At 45.7% G+C, this 26519-nt stretch carries 32 protein-coding genes, 1 tRNA gene and 4 pseudogenes; 12 read left to right on the top strand and 25 right to left on the bottom strand.

Annotated elements, in window-relative coordinates; translation table 11 throughout:
- Positions 1-10: 10 nt before the first annotated feature.
- The 12 genes and pseudogenes from MHI30_RS06860 to MHI30_RS06805 form a co-directional block, all read right to left on the bottom strand.
- A complete protein-coding gene (locus tag MHI30_RS06860; protein ID WP_075753288.1) occupies positions 11-859 on the bottom strand; it encodes an XkdF-like putative serine protease domain-containing protein in 849 nt (282 codons plus the stop codon).
- Positions 860-866: 7 nt separating this feature from the next.
- Positions 867-2381, bottom strand: a complete 1515-nt coding sequence (locus MHI30_RS06855) for a phage portal protein (protein WP_048350215.1) — start codon at positions 2379-2381, stop codon at positions 867-869.
- A 3-nt stretch (positions 2382-2384) separates the two neighbouring features.
- On the bottom strand, positions 2385-3683 hold the full coding sequence (locus MHI30_RS06850; protein ID WP_048350214.1) for a PBSX family phage terminase large subunit: 1299 nt from the start codon (positions 3681-3683) through the stop codon (positions 2385-2387).
- Positions 3680-4480 (bottom strand): terminase small subunit, encoded by an 801-nt coding sequence (locus MHI30_RS06845; RefSeq protein ID WP_075753290.1) that lies wholly within the window; start codon positions 4478-4480, stop codon positions 3680-3682. Before MHI30_RS06845 ends, MHI30_RS06850 begins: the two co-directional genes overlap by 4 nt.
- Before the next feature lie 144 nt (positions 4481-4624).
- Positions 4625-5127 (bottom strand): annotated as a pseudogene (locus MHI30_RS06840) (sigma-70 family RNA polymerase sigma factor).
- 116 nt (positions 5128-5243) lie between these two features.
- Entirely contained in the window at positions 5244-5447 is a 204-nt protein-coding gene (locus MHI30_RS06835) for an XtrA/YqaO family protein (protein WP_048350211.1), read from the bottom strand.
- Positions 5444-5785, bottom strand: coding sequence for a hypothetical protein (locus MHI30_RS06830; RefSeq protein WP_048350221.1), 342 nt, complete (start codon positions 5783-5785; stop codon positions 5444-5446). The genes MHI30_RS06835 and MHI30_RS06830 overlap by 4 nt, the downstream gene beginning before the upstream one ends.
- Positions 5786-5884: 99 nt before the next feature.
- Positions 5885-6055 carry a hypothetical protein gene (locus MHI30_RS06825; RefSeq protein WP_165583463.1) on the bottom strand — a complete coding sequence of 57 codons (171 nt, stop codon included), beginning with the start codon at positions 6053-6055 and terminating at the stop codon, positions 5885-5887.
- A complete protein-coding gene (locus MHI30_RS06820) occupies positions 6055-6855 on the bottom strand; it encodes an ATP-binding protein (protein ID WP_075753292.1) in 801 nt (266 codons plus the stop codon). The genes MHI30_RS06825 and MHI30_RS06820 overlap by 1 nt, the downstream gene beginning before the upstream one ends.
- A complete protein-coding gene (locus tag MHI30_RS06815) occupies positions 6755-7579 on the bottom strand; it encodes a phage portal protein (RefSeq protein WP_075753294.1) in 825 nt (274 codons plus the stop codon). Before MHI30_RS06815 ends, MHI30_RS06820 begins: the two co-directional genes overlap by 101 nt.
- Positions 7580-7876: a hypothetical protein gene (locus MHI30_RS06810; RefSeq protein ID WP_075753296.1), complete on the bottom strand. Its 297-nt coding sequence runs from the start codon at positions 7874-7876 to the stop codon at positions 7580-7582.
- A complete protein-coding gene (locus MHI30_RS06805; protein ID WP_075753298.1) occupies positions 7866-8126 on the bottom strand; it encodes a helix-turn-helix transcriptional regulator in 261 nt (86 codons plus the stop codon). The genes MHI30_RS06810 and MHI30_RS06805 overlap by 11 nt, the downstream gene beginning before the upstream one ends.
- A 172-nt stretch (positions 8127-8298) precedes the next feature.
- On the opposite strand from MHI30_RS06805, the gene xre reads away from it, so the two are divergent.
- Together xre and MHI30_RS06795 are read left to right on the top strand one after the other, a co-directional pair.
- Positions 8299-8652, top strand: a complete 354-nt coding sequence (gene xre / locus MHI30_RS06800) for an HTH-type transcriptional regulator Xre (protein WP_075753300.1) — start codon at positions 8299-8301, stop codon at positions 8650-8652.
- A gap of 188 nt (positions 8653-8840) precedes the next feature.
- Entirely contained in the window at positions 8841-9497 is a 657-nt protein-coding gene (locus MHI30_RS06795; RefSeq protein ID WP_075753302.1) for an ImmA/IrrE family metallo-endopeptidase, read from the top strand.
- 12 nt (positions 9498-9509) lie between these two features.
- On the opposite strand, the gene MHI30_RS06790 is transcribed toward MHI30_RS06795, so the two are convergent.
- On the bottom strand, positions 9510-10157 hold the full coding sequence (locus MHI30_RS06790; protein WP_075753304.1) for a poly-gamma-glutamate hydrolase family protein: 648 nt from the start codon (positions 10155-10157) through the stop codon (positions 9510-9512).
- 469 nt (positions 10158-10626) lie between these two features.
- Here MHI30_RS06790 and MHI30_RS06785 point away from each other — a divergent pair, with 469 nt between their 5' ends.
- From MHI30_RS06785 to MHI30_RS06770, 4 genes are all read left to right on the top strand, one after another.
- Entirely contained in the window at positions 10627-11040 is a 414-nt protein-coding gene (locus MHI30_RS06785) for a regulatory YrvL family protein (RefSeq protein ID WP_020451002.1), read from the top strand.
- 30 nt (positions 11041-11070) lie between these two features.
- Entirely contained in the window at positions 11071-11337 is a 267-nt protein-coding gene (locus MHI30_RS06780; RefSeq protein ID WP_252606688.1) for a hypothetical protein, read from the top strand.
- 79 nt (positions 11338-11416) lie between these two features.
- Entirely contained in the window at positions 11417-11995 is a 579-nt protein-coding gene (locus MHI30_RS06775) for a TetR/AcrR family transcriptional regulator (protein ID WP_075753306.1), read from the top strand.
- Between the two features lie 16 nt (positions 11996-12011).
- Complete coding sequence (locus MHI30_RS06770; RefSeq protein WP_075753308.1) at positions 12012-13436, top strand: DHA2 family efflux MFS transporter permease subunit; 1425 nt, start codon at positions 12012-12014, stop codon at positions 13434-13436.
- 57 nt (positions 13437-13493) lie between these two features.
- On the opposite strand, the gene MHI30_RS06765 is transcribed toward MHI30_RS06770, so the two are convergent.
- Positions 13494-14237, bottom strand: a complete 744-nt coding sequence (locus tag MHI30_RS06765; RefSeq protein WP_075753310.1) for a 3D domain-containing protein — start codon at positions 14235-14237, stop codon at positions 13494-13496.
- A 450-nt stretch (positions 14238-14687) separates the two neighbouring features.
- Between MHI30_RS06765 and MHI30_RS06760 the strand changes: the two genes are divergently transcribed.
- Positions 14688-15236 (top strand): IseA DL-endopeptidase inhibitor family protein, encoded by a 549-nt coding sequence (locus MHI30_RS06760; RefSeq protein ID WP_075753314.1) that lies wholly within the window; start codon positions 14688-14690, stop codon positions 15234-15236.
- A gap of 44 nt (positions 15237-15280) precedes the next feature.
- Here MHI30_RS06760 and MHI30_RS06755 read toward each other — a convergent pair whose 3' ends face one another.
- Together MHI30_RS06755 and MHI30_RS06750 are read right to left on the bottom strand one after the other, a co-directional pair.
- Entirely contained in the window at positions 15281-15658 is a 378-nt protein-coding gene (locus tag MHI30_RS06755; protein ID WP_023856701.1) for a VOC family protein, read from the bottom strand.
- Positions 15659-15706: 48 nt separating this feature from the next.
- Positions 15707-16579: a DMT family transporter gene (locus MHI30_RS06750; RefSeq protein WP_075753316.1), complete on the bottom strand. Its 873-nt coding sequence runs from the start codon at positions 16577-16579 to the stop codon at positions 15707-15709.
- A gap of 91 nt (positions 16580-16670) precedes the next feature.
- On the opposite strand from MHI30_RS06750, the gene MHI30_RS06745 reads away from it, so the two are divergent.
- Positions 16671-17558 carry a LysR family transcriptional regulator gene (locus tag MHI30_RS06745; RefSeq protein ID WP_075753318.1) on the top strand — a complete coding sequence of 296 codons (888 nt, stop codon included), beginning with the start codon at positions 16671-16673 and terminating at the stop codon, positions 17556-17558.
- A 56-nt stretch (positions 17559-17614) separates the two neighbouring features.
- Here MHI30_RS06745 and cysI read toward each other — a convergent pair whose 3' ends face one another.
- Together cysI and MHI30_RS06735 are read right to left on the bottom strand one after the other, a co-directional pair.
- On the bottom strand, positions 17615-19333 hold the full coding sequence (cysI, locus tag MHI30_RS06740; protein ID WP_075753320.1) for an assimilatory sulfite reductase (NADPH) hemoprotein subunit: 1719 nt from the start codon (positions 19331-19333) through the stop codon (positions 17615-17617).
- Between the two features lie 27 nt (positions 19334-19360).
- Positions 19361-21190 carry an assimilatory sulfite reductase (NADPH) flavoprotein subunit gene (locus MHI30_RS06735; RefSeq protein ID WP_075753322.1) on the bottom strand — a complete coding sequence of 610 codons (1830 nt, stop codon included), beginning with the start codon at positions 21188-21190 and terminating at the stop codon, positions 19361-19363.
- 317 nt (positions 21191-21507) lie between these two features.
- Between MHI30_RS06735 and MHI30_RS06730 the strand changes: the two genes are divergently transcribed.
- Positions 21508-22398, top strand: coding sequence for a LysR family transcriptional regulator (locus MHI30_RS06730; protein WP_075753324.1), 891 nt, complete (start codon positions 21508-21510; stop codon positions 22396-22398).
- A 135-nt stretch (positions 22399-22533) separates the two neighbouring features.
- Positions 22534-22884 carry a hypothetical protein gene (locus MHI30_RS06725; protein ID WP_237562664.1) on the top strand — a complete coding sequence of 117 codons (351 nt, stop codon included), beginning with the start codon at positions 22534-22536 and terminating at the stop codon, positions 22882-22884.
- 70 nt (positions 22885-22954) lie between these two features.
- On the opposite strand, the gene MHI30_RS06720 is transcribed toward MHI30_RS06725, so the two are convergent.
- A complete protein-coding gene (locus MHI30_RS06720) occupies positions 22955-23533 on the bottom strand; it encodes a maltose acetyltransferase domain-containing protein (protein WP_075753326.1) in 579 nt (192 codons plus the stop codon).
- A gap of 35 nt (positions 23534-23568) precedes the next feature.
- A complete protein-coding gene (locus MHI30_RS06715; RefSeq protein WP_011197793.1) occupies positions 23569-23748 on the bottom strand; it encodes a hypothetical protein in 180 nt (59 codons plus the stop codon).
- 173 nt (positions 23749-23921) lie between these two features.
- Here MHI30_RS06715 and MHI30_RS06710 point away from each other — a divergent pair.
- A tRNA-Val gene (locus MHI30_RS06710) sits at positions 23922-23994 on the top strand.
- A 118-nt stretch (positions 23995-24112) separates the two neighbouring features.
- A pseudogene (locus MHI30_RS06705) lies at positions 24113-24434 on the top strand (YolD-like family protein).
- Between the two features lie 24 nt (positions 24435-24458).
- Here the strand turns inward: MHI30_RS06705 and MHI30_RS06700 are convergent.
- From MHI30_RS06700 to MHI30_RS06680, 5 genes and pseudogenes are all read right to left on the bottom strand, one after another.
- Positions 24459-24557: pseudogene (locus MHI30_RS06700) on the bottom strand (DNA-binding protein); the annotation flags it as partial.
- A 12-nt stretch (positions 24558-24569) separates the two neighbouring features.
- Positions 24570-25208 (bottom strand): hypothetical protein, encoded by a 639-nt coding sequence (locus tag MHI30_RS06695; RefSeq protein WP_075753328.1) that lies wholly within the window; start codon positions 25206-25208, stop codon positions 24570-24572.
- Positions 25209-25742: 534 nt separating this feature from the next.
- On the bottom strand, positions 25743-25982 hold the full coding sequence (locus MHI30_RS06690; protein WP_237562663.1) for a DUF5776 domain-containing protein: 240 nt from the start codon (positions 25980-25982) through the stop codon (positions 25743-25745).
- A gap of 69 nt (positions 25983-26051) precedes the next feature.
- Complete coding sequence (locus MHI30_RS06685) at positions 26052-26393, bottom strand: N-acetylmuramoyl-L-alanine amidase (RefSeq protein ID WP_256700683.1); 342 nt, start codon at positions 26391-26393, stop codon at positions 26052-26054.
- A gap of 23 nt (positions 26394-26416) precedes the next feature.
- Positions 26417-26503: pseudogene (locus tag MHI30_RS06680) on the bottom strand (transcriptional regulator); the annotation flags it as partial.
- Positions 26504-26519 lie beyond the last annotated feature (16 nt).

The following is a 26519-nucleotide window of genomic DNA, read 5'->3' as shown; positions in this document are numbered from 1 at the left end:
CTCCTCCAAATTAAAGCAATCCGCTCCAAATCGATTTTTTAACTTCTTCTTCCCCTTCTTTTTCAGCCGCTGCCTGCTTTGAGGCGCCTCTCATCTTTTCGAGCGCTTCAATGCGCGCAATCAGAGGGGCGAGCATGTCCTCGACGATTTCCTTCACATGTGCGTCCTGGTCTGTCTGCTGCTCTTTTTCGTCCGCCGCTTTATCCCCTTCCAAATCGTCAAGACGTTTGAGAAGCGGAGCCAAGACGGCTTCAATCGTTCCTTGAACTTCTGATCGTTTCATCTTTTTTTCTTCCTCTCCCGTTTTTTGTTTGTCGCCGGCAAAAAACTGCTTAAACAGCTGAAAGAAACTGCCGTGCTCATCGGTTTCAGAGCCGGCGCGGGGCGGGTGTTCGACCGTTTCGGCAGTGCCCGCCATGCTGTAGCCGGTGATGCTTCCTTTTTTAATCTGTTCCCAGATCTCATCGCCGGCTTTTGTCACCAGCACCCAAGAGCCTTTCACAATCGTTTCGCCGTTTACTTCAAAATCAGCCGGCGCAACATAGGACTCCACGACTTCTCCAACGCCTCCCTGGAAATTGTGATCCTTGTCGATCTTCCGGGCATTTTTCAGAAAACCGTGGGCGGCTTTTTGGATTTCGTCAGCCGTCATAAAATCGCCGTGGGCATCCGCAACGTCCGGCTCGTAGACTACGCCGTAGACGAGCTTCTTTTCATCCTCGGCTTTTGCAATCAGCTTGACTTCCTTTTGAAATGTCGGCGGTTCACTCGACTTCGTCATAAAAAATTTCTTTTTGTTCGCCGCTTTGTCGACATAACTGACGAAATTGATCTTGGCATTTTTAAGCTCTCTCGGCACGAAGTGTTCACCTCCTTTCAGTGATCTGCTTCAATGTCTCGACGGCTTCCTGCAGTTCAGGGAGCAGCGCTCCGGCTTCTGCTTCAGCACTCTTTGCGCTTTCCTGGTAACCGAGCGGTCTGCTGAATTCTTCCTCCGGCCATTCATCAAGCGTCTTGCCGAGCACTCTGCCGGCCAGGTCGCGCAGATCATTTGCAGATACCGCCCCCGCTTGAATAAAAGGACCGAGCACTTTTGCAATCTCAAGCGGATCGCGAAAGTCCGGTCCTTTCAATTGAAGCCTCGCGTGGAAAATGTTTAAATCGCGGAGAAACAGCGTATTCAGCTTGCCGATCAATATTTTCCGCTCCGGTTCAAAAACCTGTTCTTCGGTGATTTTGCGGGCGGTATCGGCTGTCGCCCTGTTATATTCATGGGCATCACCGGTATAGAGCGGTGGGAGCCTGAAGGAAGAGCGGATTTTATTTCGCGTTTTCTCGTCATATTCAAGAAACAGCGCATCTTCCTGCAAAATTTCGGCGAGGGATTTGATGTCCACTTTCACCGGCGTAATGTCCTGGCTGCCGTGAATGTCTTTTTCCTGGGCGATCCCCTCCGCTTCGATCAGCAAAAATTTGTGGGCATTTTCAACGCCTTCCAAGTCGTTCATGTATTCCTGCAGCTCTCTGTACGAAGCCTCTGAGAGCATGCCGTTTTCAACCGTAATGACGGCGGGTACGTGCCGGCCTTGTCTGAAGTACATATAATTCAGCTCTTCCGCTTTCCGCGCTCCGTACAGGTTGACGATATTTCCGATCCAGCGCGGAACGCCGTAGACGCCGCTGCCGATTTTAAAATGGATCGCTTCATTCGCGCTTCGTTCAGGCGGAGTCTGTCCGTTAAACGCACCGGTGGTCATATCCATGACGCGCGGATCGCCGTACTCTTTAAAGTACACCTTCCTGCCGTCAATCATCTGAACGTATTTGCGGAACCTTTTCTCCCTTTTGAACGTTTTCAGCGATCCGTTTTCCATGTAGGCGAATTCAACTTCGATCGGTTCTGTCAATCCGCATACGCGCATATTTTTGACATCGAGGTATTCAATTCCGGCCGGCTGCCCCGCACCGTTTCTGAGCACCTCCAAAAACCCGTTTCCCGTTTTTTCGCGGTCCTCTATCATATGGCTTAAAATCGTTTCAGCCGATTCATCGAAATGAAGATGGCGGCAAAAATCTTCAAGCCTTGTCCAATCGGTCTCAGCAGCCTTTTTCTGATCGGGCGTCACATCCGCACCATTAAAATCAAAAGCGTACTCGACATCAAGCCCGAACCCCGCAATATTCGTTTTATAGGCGTCAATGCACTGCTGAAGAATGGAAGAATATTCAGCAATGGCTTTCAGTTCTTTCAAATTGTACGGCGGTGCGATAATCTCATCTCCGTAGATCTCCGAAAATTGATCTTCATATATTTGTTTTGTTACAGGCTCGTGAAAACGGGATTTCATGACTTTCGCTCTTACCGTTTGCTGAGTGGACATACACTATCTCCCCCTTTTCCTGTTCGGACGTTTTCTCGCTTCCGGCTCAGCCTTCAAATCGGTGACTTCATAATCATCAAGCGCGTACCATAGCGCGGAAAGCGTGTGCGGATCAATTGTAAACTGATCCTCTTTCAGATTGCCGTCTTGATCCGTCGCATAGGTCAGCGGCTGCAATTCGTAGATCGTATTGGCACATCGGTCAGAACAGAATATTTTTTTAAACCGCTTGATTTTTTTCGTATATTGCAGGCGCGAGCCTTGGAACTTGCGGGCTGCGGTCATGTTGAAACCATTCTGCCTGAAAAACTGAATGCTTTTCGGCTCGGCCGGATCGGCTTTGATCAGCTCCTTCGTAACCGCGAATTCGTTAAGCTCTTCAGCCGTCTTGTCGTCTGTCATTTTATTTTTGTAGTACTCCCAATAAATATAGAGATATTTTTTGTCGGGATCGACGGCCGCCCGGACGACGGCATTGTATGATTCCTCAAATCCGAAGTCCATTCCGGTTCTCTTCAGCGGGTTGGAAATGGCGGAGATCCGCCTCATGACCTCCTCATGCTCCATCACTTCAAATTGCGGCAAAACCCTGGTGCCGTTTACCCCGAACCGTCCTTTTCTGGCAATCCGGTACAGGTCAGGGTCATATGCTTTCATATCATCAAGCTGTTTGAGGTAGCTTTTCGGCAAAAACAGGTTGTCATCAGCTGTGGAATGGTGGTAAAACGTATCACCGACGACAGCGACCCGCTTTTCATACAAAACCTCATCATCCAAAATAAACCGCTTGTTCCGCTCGTCCTTGAAAAAGTGTCTGTACGTCCAGTTTGACTGGCTGACGGGGTTTGTCGTCAACATCATATACAGCCTGTGATCAGGATGCCTCAGCCGGCCGATCAGTTCCTTGAAGCCTTCATACTTCACTTCCGAACATTCTTCGATCCAAATCAGCGAGATGTTGTTGACGGATTTCAATTTCGCCGGGTTGTCCATCCCTTTAAAAATAATCCGGCTGCCGTTTGCAAACCTGATGTGCATCGGTGAAGAAACCGCCTCGGCCGCCTTTTGAACACCCAGCTCATCGATAATGGTAGCGAATAAAGAAAAAGTCGAATCCCTGTGTGTTTCAAACACTTCCCTTACAACAAGAGCGGTGCGCTTTTCCTGCAGCAGCTTTAATACAACTTTTAAAGCAGTATGATAGCTTTTCGACGAACCGTATCCGCCGACAAGAAATTGAAACGTCTGATCCCAGTTAAACAAATAATCTTCAAAATGCGGATTGACTTCTTTCATGATCAAGCCGAATCACCTTTTCGGGTGATGACCACTTCAACGGATCCTGATTCCGCATCTTTGTCGGCTTTTTGTCTGGAGAGCTTCAGCTTCTCATTTTCAATTTTCCGCTTAAATGAATCAGGGAAAAGGTCGAAATACTGCGAGAGCTTCTCGAGCGCCTTCATTTTATCGGCCAGCTTGATTGCGATTCCTTCTTTCCCGAGTTTCGCTTCTGTGATAACTGTGCCATCGACGAGGTCGGAATGTTTCACATCGACAAAGCTGATCTCTTTCATAACCGGATTGTTTTCTTCATCAAACAGCGGTCCGGACTTTCCGACAGCCTGTACCTCTTTTTTGCCGAAAGTCACATAATCGGTGATATCGGCAAACGCGATTTTTACATAGACTTGGAGAACATCCATCGCCTCGACGAATATCTCCCCTACCATTTCTTTTTTGATCCGCCTGATTTCATCGGCCACCTTTTCGTTTTTCAGAAGCCGGCAGCCTGTCACATGAGCGCTGGCCGGGGAATAGCCCGCTTTTACCGCTGCTTGGGTGGCATTGAAGCTTTTCACATAATAGATGCAAAACAGCCGCTGCCGTTCATTCAGCCCTTCATTGCGGATGTCTGCTTTTCCTCGGCTCGTATCATCCCCGTTTACAGCCTCTTTCCAGCGGTCGCGGATTTTCCAAACGCTGACTTTTTTATTCGAAACGCCGAGTTCTCTTGCGATTGCGAGATTCGTAATGTTTCCCCCGTATTGTTGATAGAGACGAAAAGCTTCATCCCTTTTTGGATCCCTTTTCCTTGGCATTGTTCATCTTCACCGCCTCTCATTCTCGGAAACAGTAATATTTCATCGCTATATGAATCTTCCTTTATGAACAGGATGCTTAGTTATATATTTTTCTCTTTTCACTTATAGGTGGCAAACGTATGACAAAAGACAGATATATCGTTATGCCATACAATCGAGAGGCTTTTCGATTTGTTTTGTGATTTTCAGCTGCGCTCGTTTCACATTGGTTTGAACAGTAGACTTTTTGATGCCGAGCATGGCGGCAATCCGCTCATAGGAAAACTGTTCGACCTTATGTAAAATGAAGATTTCTTTTTCGCGTGCCGTAAGGGCAGACAGCGCGGTTTCAATCCGGGCTTTATCGTACGCTGACACTTCTTGAGCCGGTTCAAATGAAATCTGTTCTGAGAACGTGTCGATGATCAGCGGATCTTTCAGCAGCATCCGTTTATAAGCGTCTCGCCTGTCAATCGCCCGTCTGATTCCCGGCTCCCTTCCGTTTTCAAGCCAGTCGATCACATATTCCAAATCGGTCATCATGTTTTTGATCAGTTTTTATCTTTTAATTGTTCAGCAGTCAGCCCTTGTTCATCCTGATAGGCCCGATACAGCTTTTTCGTGTTTTTCAGCGCTCTTTTATATTCGAAAAGCAAATCTTCCATTTTGTGTACCTCCGTTTTTTGAAATAAAAAAGGACACCAATCAGCCGCACAGTAAGATGTGCATCTGATCAGCGTCCGCAGGCTTTCCGTCTTGGACTAATATTCAAGTTGTAGAGCTATAGCTTATAGCCGATTTCAAACTCGACCCTTGCGAGGTCTCCCTTTCTCGTTTCAATGACAGTTTTGCCGTGTTCAGGCGCCTCGGCCTGCCATGCTGTGCCGTTCATTCCGTCAAGAACGATTACCGTCACCTTTCCTTTTTTAAGGCGGCTTGCAAGCGTCGTATCGTTGATATTTGTTAACTTTGCCGGATGGTTCATCTTTTTTCCTCCTCTTCAAATTCCGCTTTTGCGACGACTTTTTCTAAAATATTCATCAATTGATTCTCAACTGAATCACTGGAAGCAGGCCGTTTTCGCTTCAAATAGGCAAGCGTGAGCTTCGCTGCGGTCAAAAGTTCGGGAGCCGCGGCGATTAAGCGGGCATTTTTTTCCTTGGAATATGCGCTGTAGTCGGCGACTTTGGCAATCACCCGCCCGCTGGAATAAGGAAACCGTTTCTTTTCGGCTTTGTTGTAAGCTGAGTAAATGTACAGGTCGCTATTTGTTCTGACGACGCGCCATGGTGACGGGCTGTACGTCGCACTTTCGTTCTTCACGTTTGTCTTCCTCACTTTCCGTCTTCTTCGTGCCATCGTTTCATTTGTGCGTCTCTTTTTGCCGCTGTCCAGATGATGAGAATCATCGCTTTTAAACATTTAAGCACCTTGTTTCACCCTTGTTTTCATTTTTGCAATCAGCGCTTCCAGATGTTTGATCACATCCGTCAAATCACCGCTTTCGGCGCGGCAGTTTGGACAAGCGCGGAACATCGTTCCGATCCTTGCGTCCTGATGGACTGATTTTCTCCCGTTACATAGCGGGCACATCAAACCATCCCCTCCAGTCTATGATTGATGCCGAAAGAGCTCCCGTTCACGATGACGAGAAAGTCCTGGCACATTTCAACCAGCCTCGTTCCGAGCGCTTCGTCTATGCTGACAATTTCTTCAACGCTTAGCTCGCTGGACAGCATGATCGGCTTATGGTTCAAATAACGGTAATTGACGACGGCATATGTCTGTTCGATCTGCCATTCTGTCGCCCGCGGCCTGCCTCCCACCGGTTTAAACAGGTCATCGAGAAACAGCACCTCGACTTGCTTCATCCGGTTCAGCTTATCCTCAAGCAATGAGAAATCCTGTTTTAAATCATTGAATCCTTCGACAAACGGAAAATAAAGAACGGGTACGAAGAGCTTCCTCATCAGCTCATTGGCGGCGGCCGTCAGCAAATGAGTCTTCCCTGAACCGGGTCGTCCCAAGAGCGCGATGCTGTTTTTGCGGCTTTCCCGAATGTCCCGGTAAGCTTGTACATATTCAACGGCGCATTCATACGCCTCTTTTACAGATTGGTGCTTTCCTTTCGTCTTGAACTGAGCAAAATTTAAGTTTTTAAATTGTTCGGTGATTTCGCTCGATTTCAACAGCTTTTGCGCTTTCCGCCATTCGCGGCAGGCGCATGATACCCATACTTCCATCGTGCCGCGGCGTTCGATAAAGCCGAGTTCATCTTTGCACTTCGGACAGTCATACCGTTTTGCGGCGGATTCTTCCGGTTTGTCCCCCTGTGATAGACGGCTCCTGTTTCTCAGTTCGTCCATGATCTCTTCGATTGTTCTTTTGGGCATTGTTCTCCCTCCTGACAGTTGTTTTCCCTTCCGTTTCAGCCAGCCGGCCGATCATATATTTTTCACAGTAGCTGAAGACCTTGATCGTTTCATGGCGGCTTCGGCGCCGCGCCTCATACTCTTCAAAGCATTGTTCAAGCCATTTGATTGTTTGCGGAAGAGACACTCCGCGGGCGACAATCCGGGCGATGGCCTTGTAGTCTTTTGACGAGAGATGGACAGGCCTGCCTTCCTGCAAAGACCGGAGGGCGGCAAATCGGTCTGCTATTGTTTTTATGGAACTCATATTATGTTTTGTGTTGATTTGTGTGATATCTTTAATTGATTGGACAAGGATGTCCGCACGGCCAGTCTCTTCTGTCCGAACAGAACTGCCTGATCGGACATGGCTGGCATAGGCAAATTTCTTTGAATGTCTGACTGACAAAATCATTCCGTAAGGCGCTCTTGTGACTGCAATATAGCCGTTTCGTTCAAGAAGAGCGAGCCACCTTCTAATCGTTTTTTCGTTGACGCCGAATTGAAGAGCCAGTTCTGCGGCTTTCAGCGGCTTGTTGCCGAGCACGATGCCCCATGTCATCCCATCGCGCTCGATTTCCTTTGTTGTTGAACTGATGCACCATAAAAACAGCCAAATGGCATTGCCTATTTTCTCGTAGTGCACAGGTGTTAAAAGCCCTGAGTAAACCGAAAAGGGATAGCTTTGATCGAGCGGACGGGACATTCATCTTCCCCCTTCCTTCTGCCTTTTGCGGTTCAGCCAGAGGTACCGTTCATATTGGCCTTTATGATCGAATTGGAAAACAGGCTTGCCGTCTTTCGTAAAAGCGATGAATCCCCCCGCTTTGCCGAGCCGCCATTGATCAAACCGGTCTGAGCTGTAGGAAATCACAATTTTACCCATGCTGCCTCCTTGTGGATATCCGGCGGGTCCGCCGTGTCTTCGCATTTGCTCTCTGTCGGCTTCCTTTGGATAGCCGTGCGTTCGAATGTGTGTGACCATCGGATGTTCAAGATTCATGACATCGCCTTCTTTCATACAGAGTTTGATCGATACCATATGTATCAACACAGACCTGAAAAAGATCGGGAAACAGCAATCGATCAGGCACTGAGTAAAGCATTTCGAATTTCAGCATCGTTTCTCTGCCGGGATTGCGTGTTCCCCTTTCGATTTTGCGAACATAAATCTCAGAGAGTCCAAGTCTTTCCGACACTTGCTTTTGGGACCATCCCTTCTTAGAACGCTCTTCAATTAACCGTTTTCGCACATGTTCTCCCTCCCTGTTTTCGATACAATCCGTATCTGATGATTTGATTATATATGATACACTTCTTATCATCAACACTTTTTTGATACTTTTTTTATCATATGTTTATTTCGATACATTTTGTATCTATAATAGAGATAAACATGCCGAATTGAGGAAGAGAGGTCATTCTATGTTAGGCGGCAGACTGAAGAGCCTGAGAGGAAAACGGACACAGGAAGAAGTGGCAAAGCAGATCGGTGTATCGCGGGCCCGCTACTCCCATTACGAAAACGGAAGAAGCGAGCCGGACTATGAAACATTAAAAAAACTCGCCGATTACTATAAAGTAACGATAGACTATCTGCTGACAGGAACGGAAAAGAAAAAGCCCATTGAAGACGAAATCGCAGATCCGGATCTGCAAATTGCATACCGCGACATGCAGGAATTTTCCCCCGAAAGCAGACAGCAGGCCATCGAATTTATTCAATACTTAAAAGAAAAAGAGAAGAAACGGAAGCCCGGAGATAAACAAAACGGATAAAAAAGGAATTTTTATTAAACATTACCTGATGAGCGCCGATTTAATAGTTAAGACGATAAAAAAGGGAAAGATTTGCTAAAGAGGCTGCTCATCGTATATGATAGATCTGCATGAAAACATGACAGCCCCTTTGACGGGCTTTTCTTTCCCGCTAAAAACAGAACATTTGTTCGAAAGGGTGTCTCGTATTGAAGTTTTACTTATCTCACCTAGAAGAATACGTCAAAAATATGTATCAAAAGTTTGGTTTTTTTGAACCCCACCACATTGATATGAATCGCATAGCCGCTCATTTTAACATTTGGATTCACTATGAAAATGTCAACAGCATGATGATTAAGCATGACGGCATGTACAGCATCATTCTCAACAGCAGCCTTTCAAAGGAAAAGCAGTGGGAGGATTTTGCCCATGAGCTGTGCCACGTATTAAAGCACGCGGGAAACCAGCTTTATATGAATCAGATGTTCAGGGAGCTGCAGGAATTCCAGGCCAATCAATTTATGTACCATTTTTGCGTCCCTACTTTTATGCTTTTAAAAATGGATTTTCCCCAGCTGCGATGCCAAGCCGCTAAAATGATCGCCGACCTCTTTAAAGTCACGGAATCGTTCGCTGTCAAACGGATCGAGCTCTTTGAAAAACGGCAAGCCGGGATCCAGTTTCATGAGGCGTGGATGGCGGGCCTTTCCCAAGAGAGCGAAACAGCGAATGCTGCTCGCCTTAAAGAAGAAGACGAACTTGCACGCTACCGCCGGGAAACCCGCCGCCCGTATGCAGCGGCAAACGGCCTCGGCAAAATAGTCGCGGCAGAAAGCCGGCCGGCGTATATGCTGAGAAAATAAAAAACAGCCGGCTCAGCTGCCGGCTGCACTCGTCCCATACGCGATGCGGGCTCCTTCCTTCAAAGCTTTGACATAGCGGATAAACACCTCATTTTGGGACGTTCGCCTGCCCTTTAATGTGAAGTTCTCAAACATCGCCTTCCGCTGGGCGGTGCTGATTTCAAATTGCACGCTTAACCCCGTTTGGCAGCGATTGTTGATGCTTGCAGGGTTTGTACCTGAAAGATAGCCCCTTTCAGCCGCCAGCTCCGCAGAAAATCCGTGCCTCTCCAATGTCTCCGCAAACATCAAGGCGCGCCTTCGATCTGTCCCCCCGATGAGCGTATGCCGGCGGAAAGGCTCGTCATATCCGTGGAGCGCCAGTATGTATCGATGTCCTGCAGCCATTCGCACGGCAAGCGGGCAGTCAAAATGGGCGCTTGTCACATGAAGACTCTTATTGCCGCGCTTTTTCAATCCTTCCAATAAATAAACCGATGAACCCTCTGCAAAAGCCCTGACAATTTCACTGATGCCCGGCTCGATCCCGCCCCCGTGGGGAGCCATCACAAGCAGTGCGCTCCCTGCATCCCGCGCAGCCACCGAATAATCGGTTCCTTCTATTTCGTTTTCTGCCATCTCTGTAAAGCTGCCGTATTGGTCAGTTAAAGCCTGCTTCATCTTTTGATTTTTTGCACCTGCCTGTCCTGTTTTTATGTAGTGTACCGGGAGTCGCGGCGGTTGTAAATATGTTGCCTCTATGAAAATGAAAATCTCTTTATGAGATTTAAAAGATTAAAGCAATTGAACCAAAATCGAAAATCACATAAGGCACGAAAATGATTCTTCGGTAAACACATCGGTTTTAGAACAAGCAAATACGAAATATGATTAACAAAGTGAGGTTGCCGGCTGGCAGCCTTTTTTATTTGGGATCCTATCCTCTAGATTGCAGCCCTTATGAAAACGCTCCAAATATAATATATGGTGATTAATTAGGTCTCGAAAAACCTATTAGGAATTTTTCAGAACGCTCTCTTCACTCCCCCCATCCACACAAACTTTAACCCCCAAATCTCATTTATAACTCACAACCGGATATTTTTCTGATATCATGAATATACACTGCATGATTAGGAATGAATGTTTAATGATTAAAAAAACTCTCGGTACCATGTTCGCAGTGACTATGATCTTTCTGTTGATCCTCACTGTGTTTACGCTCTTATTCGGGTCTTATTATTTCGGCGTCGCCGGTTTTTTCGCGATTTTCGGCGTGACATACGAATCGCCCTGGTCGCTCTTCTGGTATATCCTTTTATCCTTTGGCCTCGGCGCGCTGTTTGAAATCCCGGAAAAAATTTTGAGCTTTATGATCGGGCATAAAGCCGTGACCTTTATGATCGAATGTTTTTTTACGTGGCTTGCCATCCATCTTGCTGATGAATTAATGGACAGCATCACCATCCCGCTGGATGTCGAAATTATCGCCTGTCTGTTTTTATTCGTCATTCAGCTGGCATTTGAAGACAACAAAGAAAGAAACCGAACATACGAAGATTGAGAAACATTCCGGCGAAGGGAGAATAGAACTGTGGCGTTTATCATTTTAATGGCCGGATTGTTTCTTTTGATTCAACGCAAAAGACCGTTCCGAAGGAAAATGTTCGGCTATGTTTTTTTGGCCGTTTATTTAACAGTGCTCGCACTCTATACCATCAATTCCACTTTTGTTCACCTCATACCTGACAGCCTTTTGTCGATCTTGGCAGTGATCGCTGTGGCGCCGCTGCTTGCCGGCTTTCTGAAGCCTTCAGCGGATTCCCGTGAACCGAATATGGACAAATCGTCCTCTTTCTAAAATAGGCCTTCAAAAAAGGTCTTTTTTTTCGTTAAAATTATATAGACCGATCAGTATAAAACCATAGGGGAATGATAGAATGGCAGAAAAAATGAGCAGCCGCGACAAAATATTGCGGGCGGCTTCACGATTGTTCCGCAAACAAGGCTACCATGCCACAGGTCTAAGCCAAATCACAGCCGAAAGCGGAGCGCCGCGGGGATCGCTTTATTATTATTTTCCCGGCGGCAAAGAAGAGCTGGCGCAAGAGGCGATTCAATTAACCGGGGAAAGAATCAAAGCTTATATATTGTCAGCGATCAGCCGTGAAGCTGATCCTGTCAAGGCGTTTCAATCTTATATTCAGATGATGGCTGACGGAATCGAGGAATACATCATCGAAGAAAACGACGATATTCCGATCGTATCCGTCGCCGCAGAAACGTGGTCGTTCAGTGAGAAGCTCCGCCAAACGTGTGAACAGGTTTATCAAGACTGGCAGCTTGTCTATCAGGATAAACTGCTCCAGTCAGGCTATGCGCCGGAAACGGCCGAGACGCTGAGCGTCGCGATACAAGCGATGATTGAGGGTGCTTATGTGCTCTCAGTGACGAAAAAAAACGGCAGGCCCCTCAGTGCAGCCGCCGAACAAATTCCTTTTTTGCTAAAACGATCATAAAGGGTGGGAAATGCAAATGGAACATGCTAAAAAAGGCTCCTTCATGATTATCGCCATTTTAATCATAGGAAATTTTCTCGCTTTGATTAATGAGACGGTCATGAATGTGGCTTTGCCGAAAATCATCGACGATTTCGGCATTTCAGCGAATACGGCCCAGTGGCTGTCAACCGGATATATGCTCATGATCGGCATCGCCGTGCCGATTACCGCGTTTTTAATGCAGCGCTTTACGACAAGGCAGCTGTTTCTGTCTGCGATGGCGTTATTCACAGCGGGAACCTTTCTGGCCGGAATCGCCCCAGTCTTCCCGCTCGTTCTCGCCGGACGGATCATCCAGGGCTCAGGTACAGGTTTGATATTGCCGCTTGTCATGAATGTGATATTGACTTTGATTCCGCCGCAAAAACGCGGAACGATGACCGGAATCCTCACGCTCGTTATTTTATTTGCCCCGGCGATCGGTCCGGTCATCTCAGGCTATATTGTCGAGCATTATTCATGGCGCGTTGTTTTCTTCATGATGCTGCCAGTATCGGTCTTCATGATTTTTTATGCGGCGTTCCGCCTCAAAAATGTAACCGAACTGACGTATCCGAAAATTGACATGTTATCAATTCTTTTATCGACTGCCGGGTTTGGCGGAATCGTTTTCGGCTTCAGCAACGCCGGGGAAGCAGCGGGCTGGAGCAGTCCGAAAGTGATCATCGGACTGGCGGCCGGTGTCATCGGATTAATATTGTTCGTCATGCGCCAGCTCAAATTGAAAGTGCCGATGCTTGATATGAGGCCGTTTCAGTCAAAAATATTTTCCGTCTCGGTTATCCTGATGTGGATCGTGATGATGCTGCAGTTTTCGATGATGCTGATTTTGCCGCTTTACTTCCAGATGGCGCTTGAGCTGTCACCGCTTTATACGGGCATTCTTATGCTGCCGGGCGGCCTTGTCCTGGCGATGACATCCCTTGTTGCAGGACGCCTGTTTGATAAGCTTGGCTTTAAACCGCTGCTGATCACCGGATTGATCATTGTGATTGCCGTCCTTTCGCTGTTTACGAATATTTCAAGCGATACGCCGATGACGGCCGGAATGATGCTGTACGCCGGCTTCACACTCGGCGTCGGGTTGACGATGGCTCCGATCATGACGCTCGGTTTAAACCAGGTGCCAAAACCGCTGTACCCGCATGGCTCGGCGATTATGAATACGGTCAATCAAGTGTCAGGGGCCATCGGTCCGGCATTGTACACGACAATTCTGACGACCGTTTCGAATCGCTTTATCGCGCATTCTTCAGGAGCCAGCCGTCAGGAGCTGCACATGCAAGGCATGACAGAAGGCGTTCATATGGTTTATTTCGTAGCCATCGTCTTTGCAGCAGCTGCTCTTGTGATTTCGGTTTTTGTGAAAAGCAGTCGCGGGGAACATCATCCAGCATAAACATCGATCCATCAAAAAAATGCAGGAGGCATGAAACGCCTCCTGCATTTTTTGATATTAGTTTAAAATTTTGACCTTTACGGTTTTGACACCCCAATTGAAAGCGTCTTTTTTATCTGGAATAAATACGTCTATTTTATGGCCTTTAATGGCGCCTCCGGTGTCTTCAGCCGTCGCTTCGCCATAGCCTTCCACATATACTTTCGTACCGAGCGGAATCACGCTTGGATCAACCGCGATGACTTTTGCGTCACGGTTCGCATTCAGGTCGACTCCTGTTTTTGTGATGCCTGAAATGCCTCCGTCATTTGCCGTATACGCAGTTGCTGTCACTGTGATTTCCTTTTGCACGTTGACAGGCTGATCGTTTTGTTTTTGCGCAGACTCTTGTTTCACAGGCGCTGCTGCTGCTGCAGCCTCTCCTGCTTCTCCGTTTATCGCAATCGTTTGCCCTGCAATAATCAGGTCTGACTTCAGATTGTTCCGTTTTTGAAGATCGCTTACAGTCACACCGAACTCTTTTGCAATTTTTGAGAGCGTGTCCCCTGGCTGAACGGTGTACTGCTTTTCTTCAGATTTTTCTTCTTGAGAAGAAATGTTCAGCTTTTGACCCGGTAAAATCAGATCTGATGAAAGCTGATTCCATTTTTTTAAGTCCTTGAGGTTCATTCCGTAGTTTTGAGAAATCCCCCAGAGCGTGTCTCCTTTTTGAACTTCGATTTCTTTTGCTGAGGCAGTCGCTCCGAATGCAGTCGCCGACATAGCTGCGGCTGCAGCCAAGGACATGATTGTCTTCTTCATAAGTTAAATCCTCCCTTGTTAGCCCTTTTGAAACTAACAGGGAAAATCGTAACACAGCAAAATGTCACCGCTATGACAGATTGATGCGAATTTCGTTACAGTTTTTTTACTGGTGAAGTTTGATTTTATATAAAATTCTGATTTTTAACAACATTATTCCTTAATGTTTCAGACGTCCTCTTTCCTGCTTTTGACGCTGGTTCAAGCTGGAATTCTTTTTCAGTATAAGATGTTTTTTCAACATGAAGCTTCTGTGTTTATGGGAAGAGAAATTCGGGAAAAGGAATCAATAGACGCAAATTATTTTCCTGAACACATAACCCCAGTCGCTTTTATGTCGTCATATATAAGAAAACAGCGGAGGAAAATTTTTCTCGCAAACCCCTTGTAATCTATCTGTAATTATTGTAACATTTGTAACATAAGAGATATATTTAAGGAGAGAGGAACATGAAAAAGTTAATCGTTTGTTTATTAGCTGTTTTACTCATCTTACCTGCCGGAGCATCTCTCGCAGCGAAAAACCAAACATCAGGGAATTTAACAAATAAACAAGTCATGCAAATGACTTTGCAGGCACGTGAGCACTTTTGGAATACGATGAGCGGCCACAATCCAAAAGCGAAAAACTCAACTTGCCAAACCAAAACATTTGAATACCGCGGTCTTCCATATACGTATATGTGCAGTGAATTCAGCACAAAAGCAAAATTAACAGATTACTTGGCGCCGATTTTCACAAAAGACGCCATTAAAAAAGGATTTGAAAAATACAACATTGTGTCTTATAAAGGAAAAATGGCCGTTCCTGTCGGCGATGGGGACAACCTCTTAGGATGGGACAAGGCAAAAATCAAACTGATTTCTCAAAAAAACAATACCCGCACCTATGAATTTTCCGTACCGGCATTGGATGGATCAGTGACTGCGAAAAGAAAGATCACGTTTGTGAAAGAAGACAACAAATGGAAAATCAATCAGCTCGATGCTGCCATCTAAACGAAAAAAGCTAATGTCTAAAAACGGACATTAGCTTTTTTCCGTCAAACGGTCAGCTCAACGATGTTGCCGTCAGGATCCAGGATGACGCTTTCATAATACCCGTCACCTGTGACGCGCGGCTTTCCGGCAACCTGGTATCCTTCCTTTTCAAAACGGCTCGTCATCTCGTCAACCTCTTGCCGCGACCCTAAGGAAAACGCCATATGCGCATAGCCGGAAGCGTTTTCCTCTCCTTTTGCAAGGTCGGGACGTCTCATCAGCTCAAGCCGTGTTCCCGATTCAAACTGAATGAAATAGGATTCGAAATGCTTTTTCGGGTTGACGTATTTTTCATTCGCCTTTCCGTGAAAAAACCGGGTATAAAAATCTTTCATTTCCTCCAAATTGTTCGTCCATATAGCGATGTGTTCGATTTTCATAAAATTTCCCTCCCGTTACATCATACCATATAGACCCTCTGCCTATTTTTACACCTTTTTAAATTGATAAGTATTCATAAAAATCCCGATGCAGATCATGAAGGCGCCGATCAGGATGCTGATTGTGACCGGTTCATGCAGCTGCAGCCAGCCGAATAAAAGGCCTAATACGGGAACAAACATTAAAGCCATCGATGCTTTTGTCGCTTCGATTTGATTCAGGATCCAAAACCAAATGACGAACGTCAAAGCCGTAGAGAATAAACCGTTAAATAAAAGAGACAAGATCGCTTCATTTGACCAGTGAATCGGCCGGGACGGTTCCAGTATAAAAGAGAAGATCAATAACATCACCGCCCCTGTGAGAAGCTGCCATGCATTCATATGAATCATATCTGTATCCTTAAATTTCAGTTTGCTGTAAACATTGGCGATGCCCCAGCTGAGCGCTGCGATTAAAACACAAAGCTCGCCAAATATGACATTTTGATCAACATTCAGAATCCCTCCCCCTAATATAAATAAAAGACCGAGCAAACCGGAAAATAAACCGAGCATTTTATACACATTGATTTTCTCGTTTAATTTAAAATGACTGATGACAGTGACAAAAATCGGCATGGTGTACACCAAAACAGACGTTTTTCCCGAATCGACAAACTGCATGCCGTAAGTTAACACCCCCATATAACCTAAACCCATCAACAAACTCATCACCAGATAATGCTTGATATTCTCCTTTCCTATTGAACGCTTCCTTCCTTTGATCAAGAGAATCGCAAACAAAGGAACGGCTCCAATGAACAGCCGCAGTGCCGAAAATAAAACAGGGGGAATGTCAGTGATTGCGATTTTCATCGTCACCCAGGTATACCCCCAAATAAGCGTTACAGAGATGATCCCCAAAAGTACTTTAAACATAAACCGTCACCTTTCTTCTTTGTTTCATGTACAGTCTATGCTATATTGACTTATAACTGAAATACATTTTTATTATTGGAGGTATAACCATTTGGTTATGAACATGAACAGCCTTCACATCTTTGTGAAAGTCGCGGAGACACTAAATATGACAGAAGCCGCCAACGAGCTGTATATTTCACAGCCGGCCGTGAGCAAAGCCATAAAAACGATGGAAACGTCGCTCGGGGTCAAATTGTTGATTCGGGATAAACAAAACAAGTTAAAGCTTACTGACGCGGGAAAGGAAATCGTCGTACTGGCCAGACAGATGATCGTGATTGAAAACAAAATATACCAGGTGGCCGATCAAGAAAATCATCTGCTCAGGGGGAAAGTCAAAGTCGGCTCGTTCCCCGCCGTCTCTACGAATATTTTGCCGCAGGCTATCGCCTCCTTCAGGTCAAAGTATCCGCTCGTACAAATCGAACTGATCGAGGGAACCTCCGACCAAATCAAGCAATGGGTCGAAACACGCCTGGTTGATTTAGGCATCGTCGCCTCTCCCTTTGACGGTTTCGAAAGTCAAGTATTGTTTCAAGACCGGATGGCGGCCGTCATCCCTGAGCAATATCATCACTTAAAAGACGCACCATTCATTGATCTGAAAAAACATCAAAATGAATTGATCTTTTGCAAGGGCGGGCACGAAATTGCGGTATCTCAAATCTTTCAAAAACACCGCCTCGAATTAAAAGAAAATCTGACTGTGCAAAACGCGGAAACATTGGTCAATATGGTTCATAACAATTTGGGAATCGGCTTGATATCAAGCTTTTCGCTTTCCTCCGTATCCCATCGGTTGATCAAAAAAGACATCTCTCCTCAAATTATCCGCGAGGTCGGCATGATTACACCTTCATTTGCAGAAGCAACACCTGCGGCTGCCGAGTTTATGAAAATGATCATCGAATCGGAAACGGCCCGGTCATTTTCGTAAACAGAAAAACGCCTCAGCACCAATCAAAGGGCAGAGGCGTTTTTTTAAAATGACCATCAATCATGGAAATTCGTTCCGTCCGTCGTTTCTTTAACAATTCCGGCGCGGATGACGAAATCTCCGAAATGTTCTCCTTCATGGCGTTCTTTCGCATAGCGCGGAAGAATGTCGCGAAGTTCTTTTAAAATTTCTTCTTCACCGATGTTTTCCCGGTACATTTTGCTCAGACGGCTGCCGTCAAAAGCGGCGCCGAGGTACATGTTGTACTTGCCAGGGGCTTTTCCGATGAAGCCGATTTCGCCGAGCGCATGGCGGGCGCAGCCGTTCGGGCATCCTGTCATGCGAATGGTAATCTCTTCATTCTTCAAGCCGTTTTCTTCAATGATTTCATCAATTTTGTCAATCAGCTTTGGCAAATATCGTTCCGCTTCGGCCATCGCCAATCCGCACGTCGGCAGTGCGACACATGCGATCGAGCTGCGGCGGAGCGCTGTATAATGCCTGCCGTCAGTCAAACGAAACTGTTCGATCAGTTCGCTGATCTTTTTCTTCTTTTGGCTTGTGACATTGGCAATGATCAAGTTTTGATTGGCTGTGAGGCGGATATCGCCGGTATGAACTTTGGCGATCTCCCTTAAGCCGGTCATCAGCTTATAATCATCATAATCAGTGACACGGCCGCCCTCAATAAACATTGTAAAGTGCCATCTTCCTTTTACACCCTTTACCCAGCCGTAGCGGTCGCCGTTATGCTCGAAATGATACGGCTTTGCTTCAGCAAGGCTCCAGCCGAGGCGGTTTTCCAGCTCGTTTTTAACCGTTTCCAAGCCGAGGCGGTCAATTGTGTACTTGAAGCGGGCATTTTTGCGAACCGAGCGGTTTCCGTAGTCCCGCTGGATCGTAATCGTTTTTTCGGCGACATCGTATAACTGTTCAGGCTTGCAGAAGCCAATGACTTTGGCAAGCTGCGGATACGTTGCTTTGTCCCCGTGGGTCATGCCCATGCCGCCGCCGATCGCGACGTTGAAGCCGATGAGCTTGTCATCCTCCACAATCGCGATAAACCCAAGATCCTGGGAAAATACGTCGATATCATTTGACGGCGGAACGGCGATGCCGATTTTGAATTTCCGCGGCAGATACAGCGGTCCGTACATCGGTTCGACTTCTTCCGCATCAGGCGTGCCGGCCACTTTTTCTTCATCAAGCCAGATTTCATGATACGCACGTGTGCGCGGCAGGAGGTCATCACTCAACTTTTTCGACCATTCATACACTTCTCTATGGATTTCTGATTGATACGGATTGGAAACGCACATGACGTTCCGGTTAACATCGCCGCATGCTGCAATCGTATCCAGCATGGCTGAATGAATCGACTGAATCGTTTTTTTCATGTTCCATTTTAAAATCCCGTGCATTTGGAAGGTTTCCCGGGTTGTCAGCTTCAATGTGCCGTTTCCGTATTTCCTGGCAAGCTCATCCATGACAAGCCACTGCTCAGGCGTTGCGACACCGCCCGGCATCCGGACGCGCAGCATGAACTGATACGCCGGCTCAAGCTTTTGCTTTTGACGCTCATTGCGAAGATCGCGGTCATCCTGCAAATAGCTGCCGTGATGCTTCATCAGACGGTTGTCGTCATCGGAAATTCCGGCTGAAAGCGGCTCGAGCATCGATTCCTTCAGGGTGCCGCGCAAATAGTTGCTTTCTTTCTTAATGCGTTCTACATCGCTCGGCGGGCCTTCAGGCGCTTTTAATATTTCGTTCCCCATGTTGAAAAAGTCCCCTTTCAATCAAAATCAGTATACATCGCGCTGATAACGTTTTTGCTTTTTCATTTCTGCCAGATAGGCTTCAGCTTCCTCGCGGCTTTTGCCGCCTTCTTTTTCGATAATTTCAAGCAATGCGTTCTGAACATCTTTGGCCATGTTGTTCTTGTCGCCGCAAACGTAGAAAGCCGCTCCTTCTTCAAGCCACTCAAACAGTTCTTTGCTGTGCTCAAGCATGCGGTGCTGTACATACACTTTTTCTTCCGTATCCCGCGAGAACGCGACATCCATTTTTGTCAGCACGCCGTCACTCAGCCACTTTTGCCATTCTGTCTGATATAAGAAATCGGTGACGAAATGCTGATCCCCGAAGAACATCCACGATTTCCCCGATGCTCCTGTTTCTTCGCGCTCCTGCATAAATGACCTAAACGGCGCAACACCTGTGCCCGGTCCGACCATGATTATCGGAGCCTCCGGATTTTCCGGCAGCTTAAAGCTTTTATTCGGCTGAATAAAAACAGGCAGCGTGTCGCCAGGCTGAAGGCGTTCAGCACATAAAACCGAGCAGACCCCTTTTCGGTCTCTGCCGTGCGTATTGTAGCGGACAGCGCCGATCGTCAAATGCACCTCATCCGGATTTGCAGCGAAGCTCGATGCGATCGAATAAAGACGCGGCGGAATTTTTCGAAGAATCGAAACAAATTCCTGCGGAGCTGCTGCAATCGGACCGAAATCCTGAACAAAATCAATCAGGTCGCGCCCTGCGATGTACGCTTTTAATTGATCCGCGTTTTCCTGAGCGGCAAGCTCGCGCAGCTTTTCATGTTCAATGAGTTCTGCCGCCTGTTGAATGAATTTTTTTGTCAGCACCGTAATTTCAAAGTAAGAAGTCAACGCTTCTTTCAGGGAAAGGTTTTCCCCTTGATCAACAGTGATGGTAACATTCGGATCCCATTTCAGCTCGGCCAGCAGCATGTCGACGAGTTCCGGGTCATTTTCCGGAAAAATGCCGAGCGCATCGCCAGGTTCATAAGTCAAGCCTGAGCCTTCGAGCGATAATTCAAGGTGGCGCGTTTCTTTATTTGATCCGCGGCCGTTTAAATTCAAATTTTCCAGCACTTCCGCTCTGAACGGATTTTTTCTCGAATATACCGTTTCTCCTCCTGCGGCTTGCGGTGCTGCCATTTGAGCAGGTGCTGAGCTTGCGCCCTGTTCCTGTCCTTCGTTTAAGCTTGAGATGACGCCGTCAAGCCATGCTGCAGCCGGCTCATCATAATCGAGATCGCAATCGACGCGCGGATGGAGCCTTGTGCCCCCCAGCTCACCAAGCCGCTGATCGAACTCTTTTCCGGTCTGGCAGAAAAATTCATACGACGTGTCGCCAAGAGCCAGCACAGAATAACGGAGATCATCGAGCTTCGGAGCCCGTCTGCCATGGAGAAATTCATGGAATGACAGCGCGTTGTCCGGCGGATCCCCTTCTCCATGCGTGCTGACGACGATGAGAAGGTTTTTTAATTTTTTCAACTGGTTCGGCTTAAAATCGCTCATTGCAGAGACGGTGACTTGAAAGCCCCGTTCTGTAAGCGTCTTAGCCGTGTTTTCAGCAAGTCCCTGTGCATTTCCTGTCTGCGACCCGAATAAAATGGTCACTTCTTTGGAAACAGGCTGGGCCGGACTTACAGCCGGAACTTCCGCCGGCAATGTTTCAAGCGCCGCCGCTGCATCGGCGGTTTGCACAGCCGCCAGATAACCGCTCAGCCAGGCTTTTTGTGATGCCGTCAAAGTTGGCAGAAGGCGGTTGAGGAGCTCTGCCTGCTCCTGATTAAAAGGACTGTTCATTACCTGAAGTTGCAACGATATCCACCTCACTAAGGAATAAAAAAATTATGACTTGTTTGAAACGGAAAAGGATTACTTTCATCGTATATCCACTATTCCTATAAATCAAATCGGTTTTATTGACGCAAAACATCTGTCGATCACGGCTTTGCTGCAAAGAAATATTGTAAGCGCTCACTCACCACGTCCCCTTTGCCGCTCGGCGTCAGCCTGCTTCAAACCAAACATTCCTAAAAAAGATTCTAATTTAAAGTTTACTGGAATACTCAACATTAGTAAAATATATATTAATTATCACAGCTATTAAGATTTTTAATAAAGGAGAGATTCGTGTGCATTATGATGCGCTGAAGACATTCGTTACCCTTGCAGAAGTCAAAAATTTCACAAAAACGGCCGAGCTTCTTCTCATGTCTCAGCCGAGCGTGAGCATGCACATAAAAAATCTTGAAAAAGAGTTCCAGACGAAATTATTTGAACGCTCTCCGAAATATTTGAAAATCACGCCGACCGGTGAAATTTTATACGATCGCGCCAAACAAATGATCACCATCTATGAACAAACGCGGCAGGACATTCTCGATCACCACAACTCGATCAAAGGGGAGCTGAAAATCGGCGCAAGCTTCACAATCGGCGAATACATTTTGCCATCGCTCTTGTTCGACCTTCAAAAAGACTATCCTGAGCTCGAACTCAAGGCCGTCATTGGAAACACGGAAGAAATCGTGCAGTCCGTCCGCCTGTACAAAGTGGACATCGGCTTGATTGAGGGACAGACAAATGAAAAAGAGCTTTCTGTACACGCCTTTATGCAGGACGAATTGTTTATCACCGCTTCAAGTGATCACCCGCTTGCCGCCAAACAAGACGTGACAATGGCCGATCTGCAAAATCAAACGTGGGTAACGCGCGAAGTCGGCTCAGGTACACGCGAATACTTAAACCATGTCATCCGTTCAAACGGTTTGAAAGTGAAGTCGTTTCTGACGATCAGCAGCAACCAGGGGATCAAAGAAACGCTCATGACAGGCATCGGACTGTCTCTTTTGTCTAAAAGCGTCATTGAAAGAGACGTGCAGCATGGAAACCTTTCCGTGCTCCGGCTGAAAAATCAAACCTTTAACAGGACGCTTTCATATATATATTCGCCCGTCATGCAGGACAAAAAAAATGTGAAAACCTTTATTAACGCTTTGAACAAAAGAACGGCTTCGGGATGATGATCCGTTCTTCCTGCCGCTTCACGAAATGTTTGTTTTCGTTTGTCCAATGTGTGAATCATCACTGGAAACGTTTGACTGCCGGCTGATCATACCATATCCTGGAACTATCACATAGGAAAAGAGATGATGGTTATGAAGTGGTTTGGTAAAAGTTTAGTTGCTTCATCATTACTGGCGGGTATGCTTGCTGTTTCGGGAAGTCCCATGCATGTACAAGCCCAGGAACTCTCTAAAACTGAAAGTCTCTCTTCTCACGTATCTGTCATCGCCCCTCAGGCGATCGTTATCAACAGGCCGATGAAAGTCGGACAGGAAGATCAATACGTCGGCATTTCGAACGTCTCCTACAGCGGCAGCGCCATTACCGTCAGCATCACCTCGGACCGCGTGTACGTAAAAGCCGTCAGCCCAGGCAAAGCGACATTTTCGTATCTCAATTCATTGGGACAGCTGGTCATCAACAATATTACGGTCACCCGCTAGCACTTAAATCCGCGGGAGGAAACGGCTTCCGCGGATATTTTATATCTCCAGTCTAAAATAAAAACACCAATCACATCGAATTGGTGTTTTTGCTATCAACGTATTTGATGATTTTCGCCGGATTTCCGCCGACGATGGCATTGTCCGGCACATCTTTTGTCACGACGGCTCCGGAAGCTATCACTGCATTGTCGCCGACCTTGACGCCGGGATTGATGACCGCGCTGCCGCCAATCCAGACGTTCCGTCCGATGATGACAGGTATCCCGTACTCCGCACCGCTTATCCTTTCGGACGGATCGAGCGGATGGGTCGCCGTATAAATATGAACGCCCGGTCCGAGCATACAATGATCGCCTATCCTGATTTCGCATACATCGAGGAAAACACAGTCAAAATTGGCGAAGAAATTTTCCCCGACATGTATATTAAAGCCGTAATCACAGCGAAACACCGGTTCGATGTGGAGCGTTTCCCCTGTTGAACCAAACAGCTCTTTAATCAGCTTGGTCCTTTTATTGTCGTCGATTCCGTTCGAATTGTTGAACTCATTCGTAATTTTGCGCGCCCTGAGTCTGTCATGGCACAGCACCGGATCAGAAGCATGATAAAGCTCTCCGTCCAGCATTTTTTGCTTTTCTGTTTTCATTGGTTTTGGTCTCCTTGACTGCATTTTTATATTGGCTACATCAATTGCAACACTAGATTGAACACTTTTACAATAAAGTAGACATTGATGAGCAGCAAAAGCAAAATAACAGCCTTCCGCTTCTCATGTTTAATTTCATAAACGAATTTCCACATAAAAAAGATTGCTAAAAATACGATTAAAATACTATCAACACTTTTAAGTATCAGATCCATCCAATTCCTGCTCCCTTTTGACTTCTATATAAGACAATATTTTCATAACGCACGGCGTACTGCAAGACTCTTTCCCAGTTCTAAAAAAATAATCGAAAAACTGTTGACGAATCCATCTAATCTGCATATAATAGAACTTGTCAGCAAAACAAATACCCAGTGTTACATACCATGATTCCGTAGCTCAGCTGGGAGAGCGCTACCTTGACAGGGTAGAGGTCGCTGGTTCGAGCCCAGTCGGAATCATACCAACAAACCCTTGTATATCAAGGGTTTGTTTTTTTATGCATTATTACTTTAAATACACCCTGATGAATTGAATTGTTGGCGAATTGTTGGCAAAAAACTTTTTTAATCAATGACAATGATGCTACCGGAACATGTCAGCATGCTCCCCGAATTGGAGAGTAATCACAATAGAGTGAAAAGACCTGTCCTTGACATGGCCCAAGTAGAAGATATGGAAATGATCATAAGTGAAGCAATGGAGTTTAATAATCCAGTTCGGTTTTCTGTATTTAAGCCGCTGCCCATGCTTAACGGACCGGAAACCGGGGAGATCATTCAAACAGAGGGGCATATCCATTACATAAATCAACTGCGCAAGCTGTTCAATGTTTGTAGATTCAAAAGGAGACACTAATCTCATTAAATTTGAGGATGTTGTCGGCGTGGAAATGAAGTAAGCCCTTCTTTTGTTGGGAAGGGCTTCACTCATCATACGGCCGATATTTTTTCCGGCCGGCTTCAAGTTCCTGTTTTAGCTGCAAGACATCGCTACGTAAAAATAGAAGAACCCCCCTAATTTGGGGTTCTTGAGCTTAATTTATTTTAGCTTTCAACACTCTATAATCGCCACTTCCGTACAAGCCAATAACAAGTCTTGTAGTGTATTGAAAAGGTGTGTATTTCAGGGCTGTAAATGTTCCTGTACTTCTTATCTCCCATACACTTTTATCAAGTTTATAAGGTTCAGTCTCGTGTGATTTTCCATACAGGGGGCCTGTTAAATAAACATCGTAACTATTTGATTTTATTTTTCCTTTTTCATACGTAAATGTACCGGAGACTTTATGTTGAAAACCGGTTCCTAGCAATCCATTATACTTAACATACCCAGAATAATTCTTTTTGCGTACAGCTTGAGTGTCGACTTTGTTTTCCCCTTGTTCACCAACACCTAACTCAATAGTATCACCTTGGATATTTAACTTTTTGGTGGCTAAGGCATTCGTTACTCCTTTTTCTAACTGTTTATTCACATCTTTCATTGCTTCTTCAAGAGCCTTATTGGCAATGTCTACAGAAATCTTATTGTATGTTTGATCATCTAGGGTGGAAGTATGGCTTGATGAGGTTTTCGCATTGGCTGGGAGTGATAAAAAAATTAAAGACATCACAGTAATCGGAATCAAAACAGCCAAATAAAACAATTTTTTACGTAATGATACTAAACTCATATTGCCCATCTCCTCCAAACATGGTAAAGTACACTATGATAATATCATTACATTTAATGGTTTTTCTACTATATTATAAAATAAATGGAAATAATAGGAGGGAATCCCGCTTGTCTGGAGTTATTTTTGGAATCGTATGCTTCTTTCTTGTGTTTTATTTCCTAAATTATATTGGTCAAAAGTTAATTGCCGTAAAATCACCAGTAAATCACAAAGTCATTGTTTCAATTTCTTTTGTAGAAGCTTTTGTTGCTCTTTTGATGGTTTATTATAAACCACCGTTCTTATAACAACCAATTAACTTTTAGAAGAAGTCTTTTCGTTTCATGAAAAAATTAAAAAGGCTGCCGAGAAAATCAACAGCCTAAGCAGGCACTATGCCTGCCTTTTTTATTTCAATAATGATTCTAGTTTTGCTTTCGCCTTCGGCCCGTAAATTATCCGCAGAAAGCCCGTAATCAGCTGGAACCGTTTGACTGCAACAAAGTGAAAAAGGCCGCCTGCTTTCAAAAAGGTTCGTCCAGGTAGCTTTCTTTACTTCTGCTTGACTTCTACATATTTTGTAGAAGCTGTGATGTACAATCCAGATTTCAGCTTGTACATTTTTGATCCATTGACCGTGAGCGTCTTATCAATCGTGAACGCTTCACCTGGTTTCACCTTTTTATACTTAGCCCCCCAGTCCGGTTTGTTATAAACCCATAGCCACCCGTCAGCGTTTGGCTTCATTACAACCATTTTAACACCCTTTTCGACCGTTCCTTTTTTATCCATTTTCTTAAGTCCAACTACTTCTGCAATGCCCTCGGCATGTCCCCTGGCTAATAAATCGATAAATGATGCCTACTTAAGTAATGCCACATCATTTTTATTGTCGATAAAAAGGTTTTCGGTTAAGATTGCAGCCATTTTTGTCCCGCGAAGGACTGAATAGTTAGCCGATTTTTTCCCGCGGTCTTTTACCCCTTTACCTTTGATCTTGTTGAAAATAGCTTTATGGACAGCCGCCTGCTTTTGACCTGTTCCAGATGATACAGCCAACTTGTGAAAACGATATGTCTCAAATCCTGTACCTCCTCCAGCATTGATATGGATGGATACAAAGTAATCAGCACCCCATTTGTTAGCCATGGTTGAGCGGTCAGCCAATTCAATATAAACATCAGTGGAACGAGTAAGTTTCACTAATGTATCGTATTCCTTTTCAAGTATTCAGGATCTCCTGGCTGCAAATCAATGCGCGGATTATATGGGGCAGGGTTAATCTTTTCTACTGGTATAGTTCTAATATCCATGATGTATCGCCTCCAA

The organism is Bacillus sp. FSL L8-0528 (genome assembly GCF_038593085.1).
In the GTDB taxonomy this organism is placed as follows: domain Bacteria; phylum Bacillota; class Bacilli; order Bacillales; family Bacillaceae; genus Bacillus; species Bacillus paralicheniformis.
This window is presented reverse-complemented; position numbering and strand designations above follow the sequence as displayed.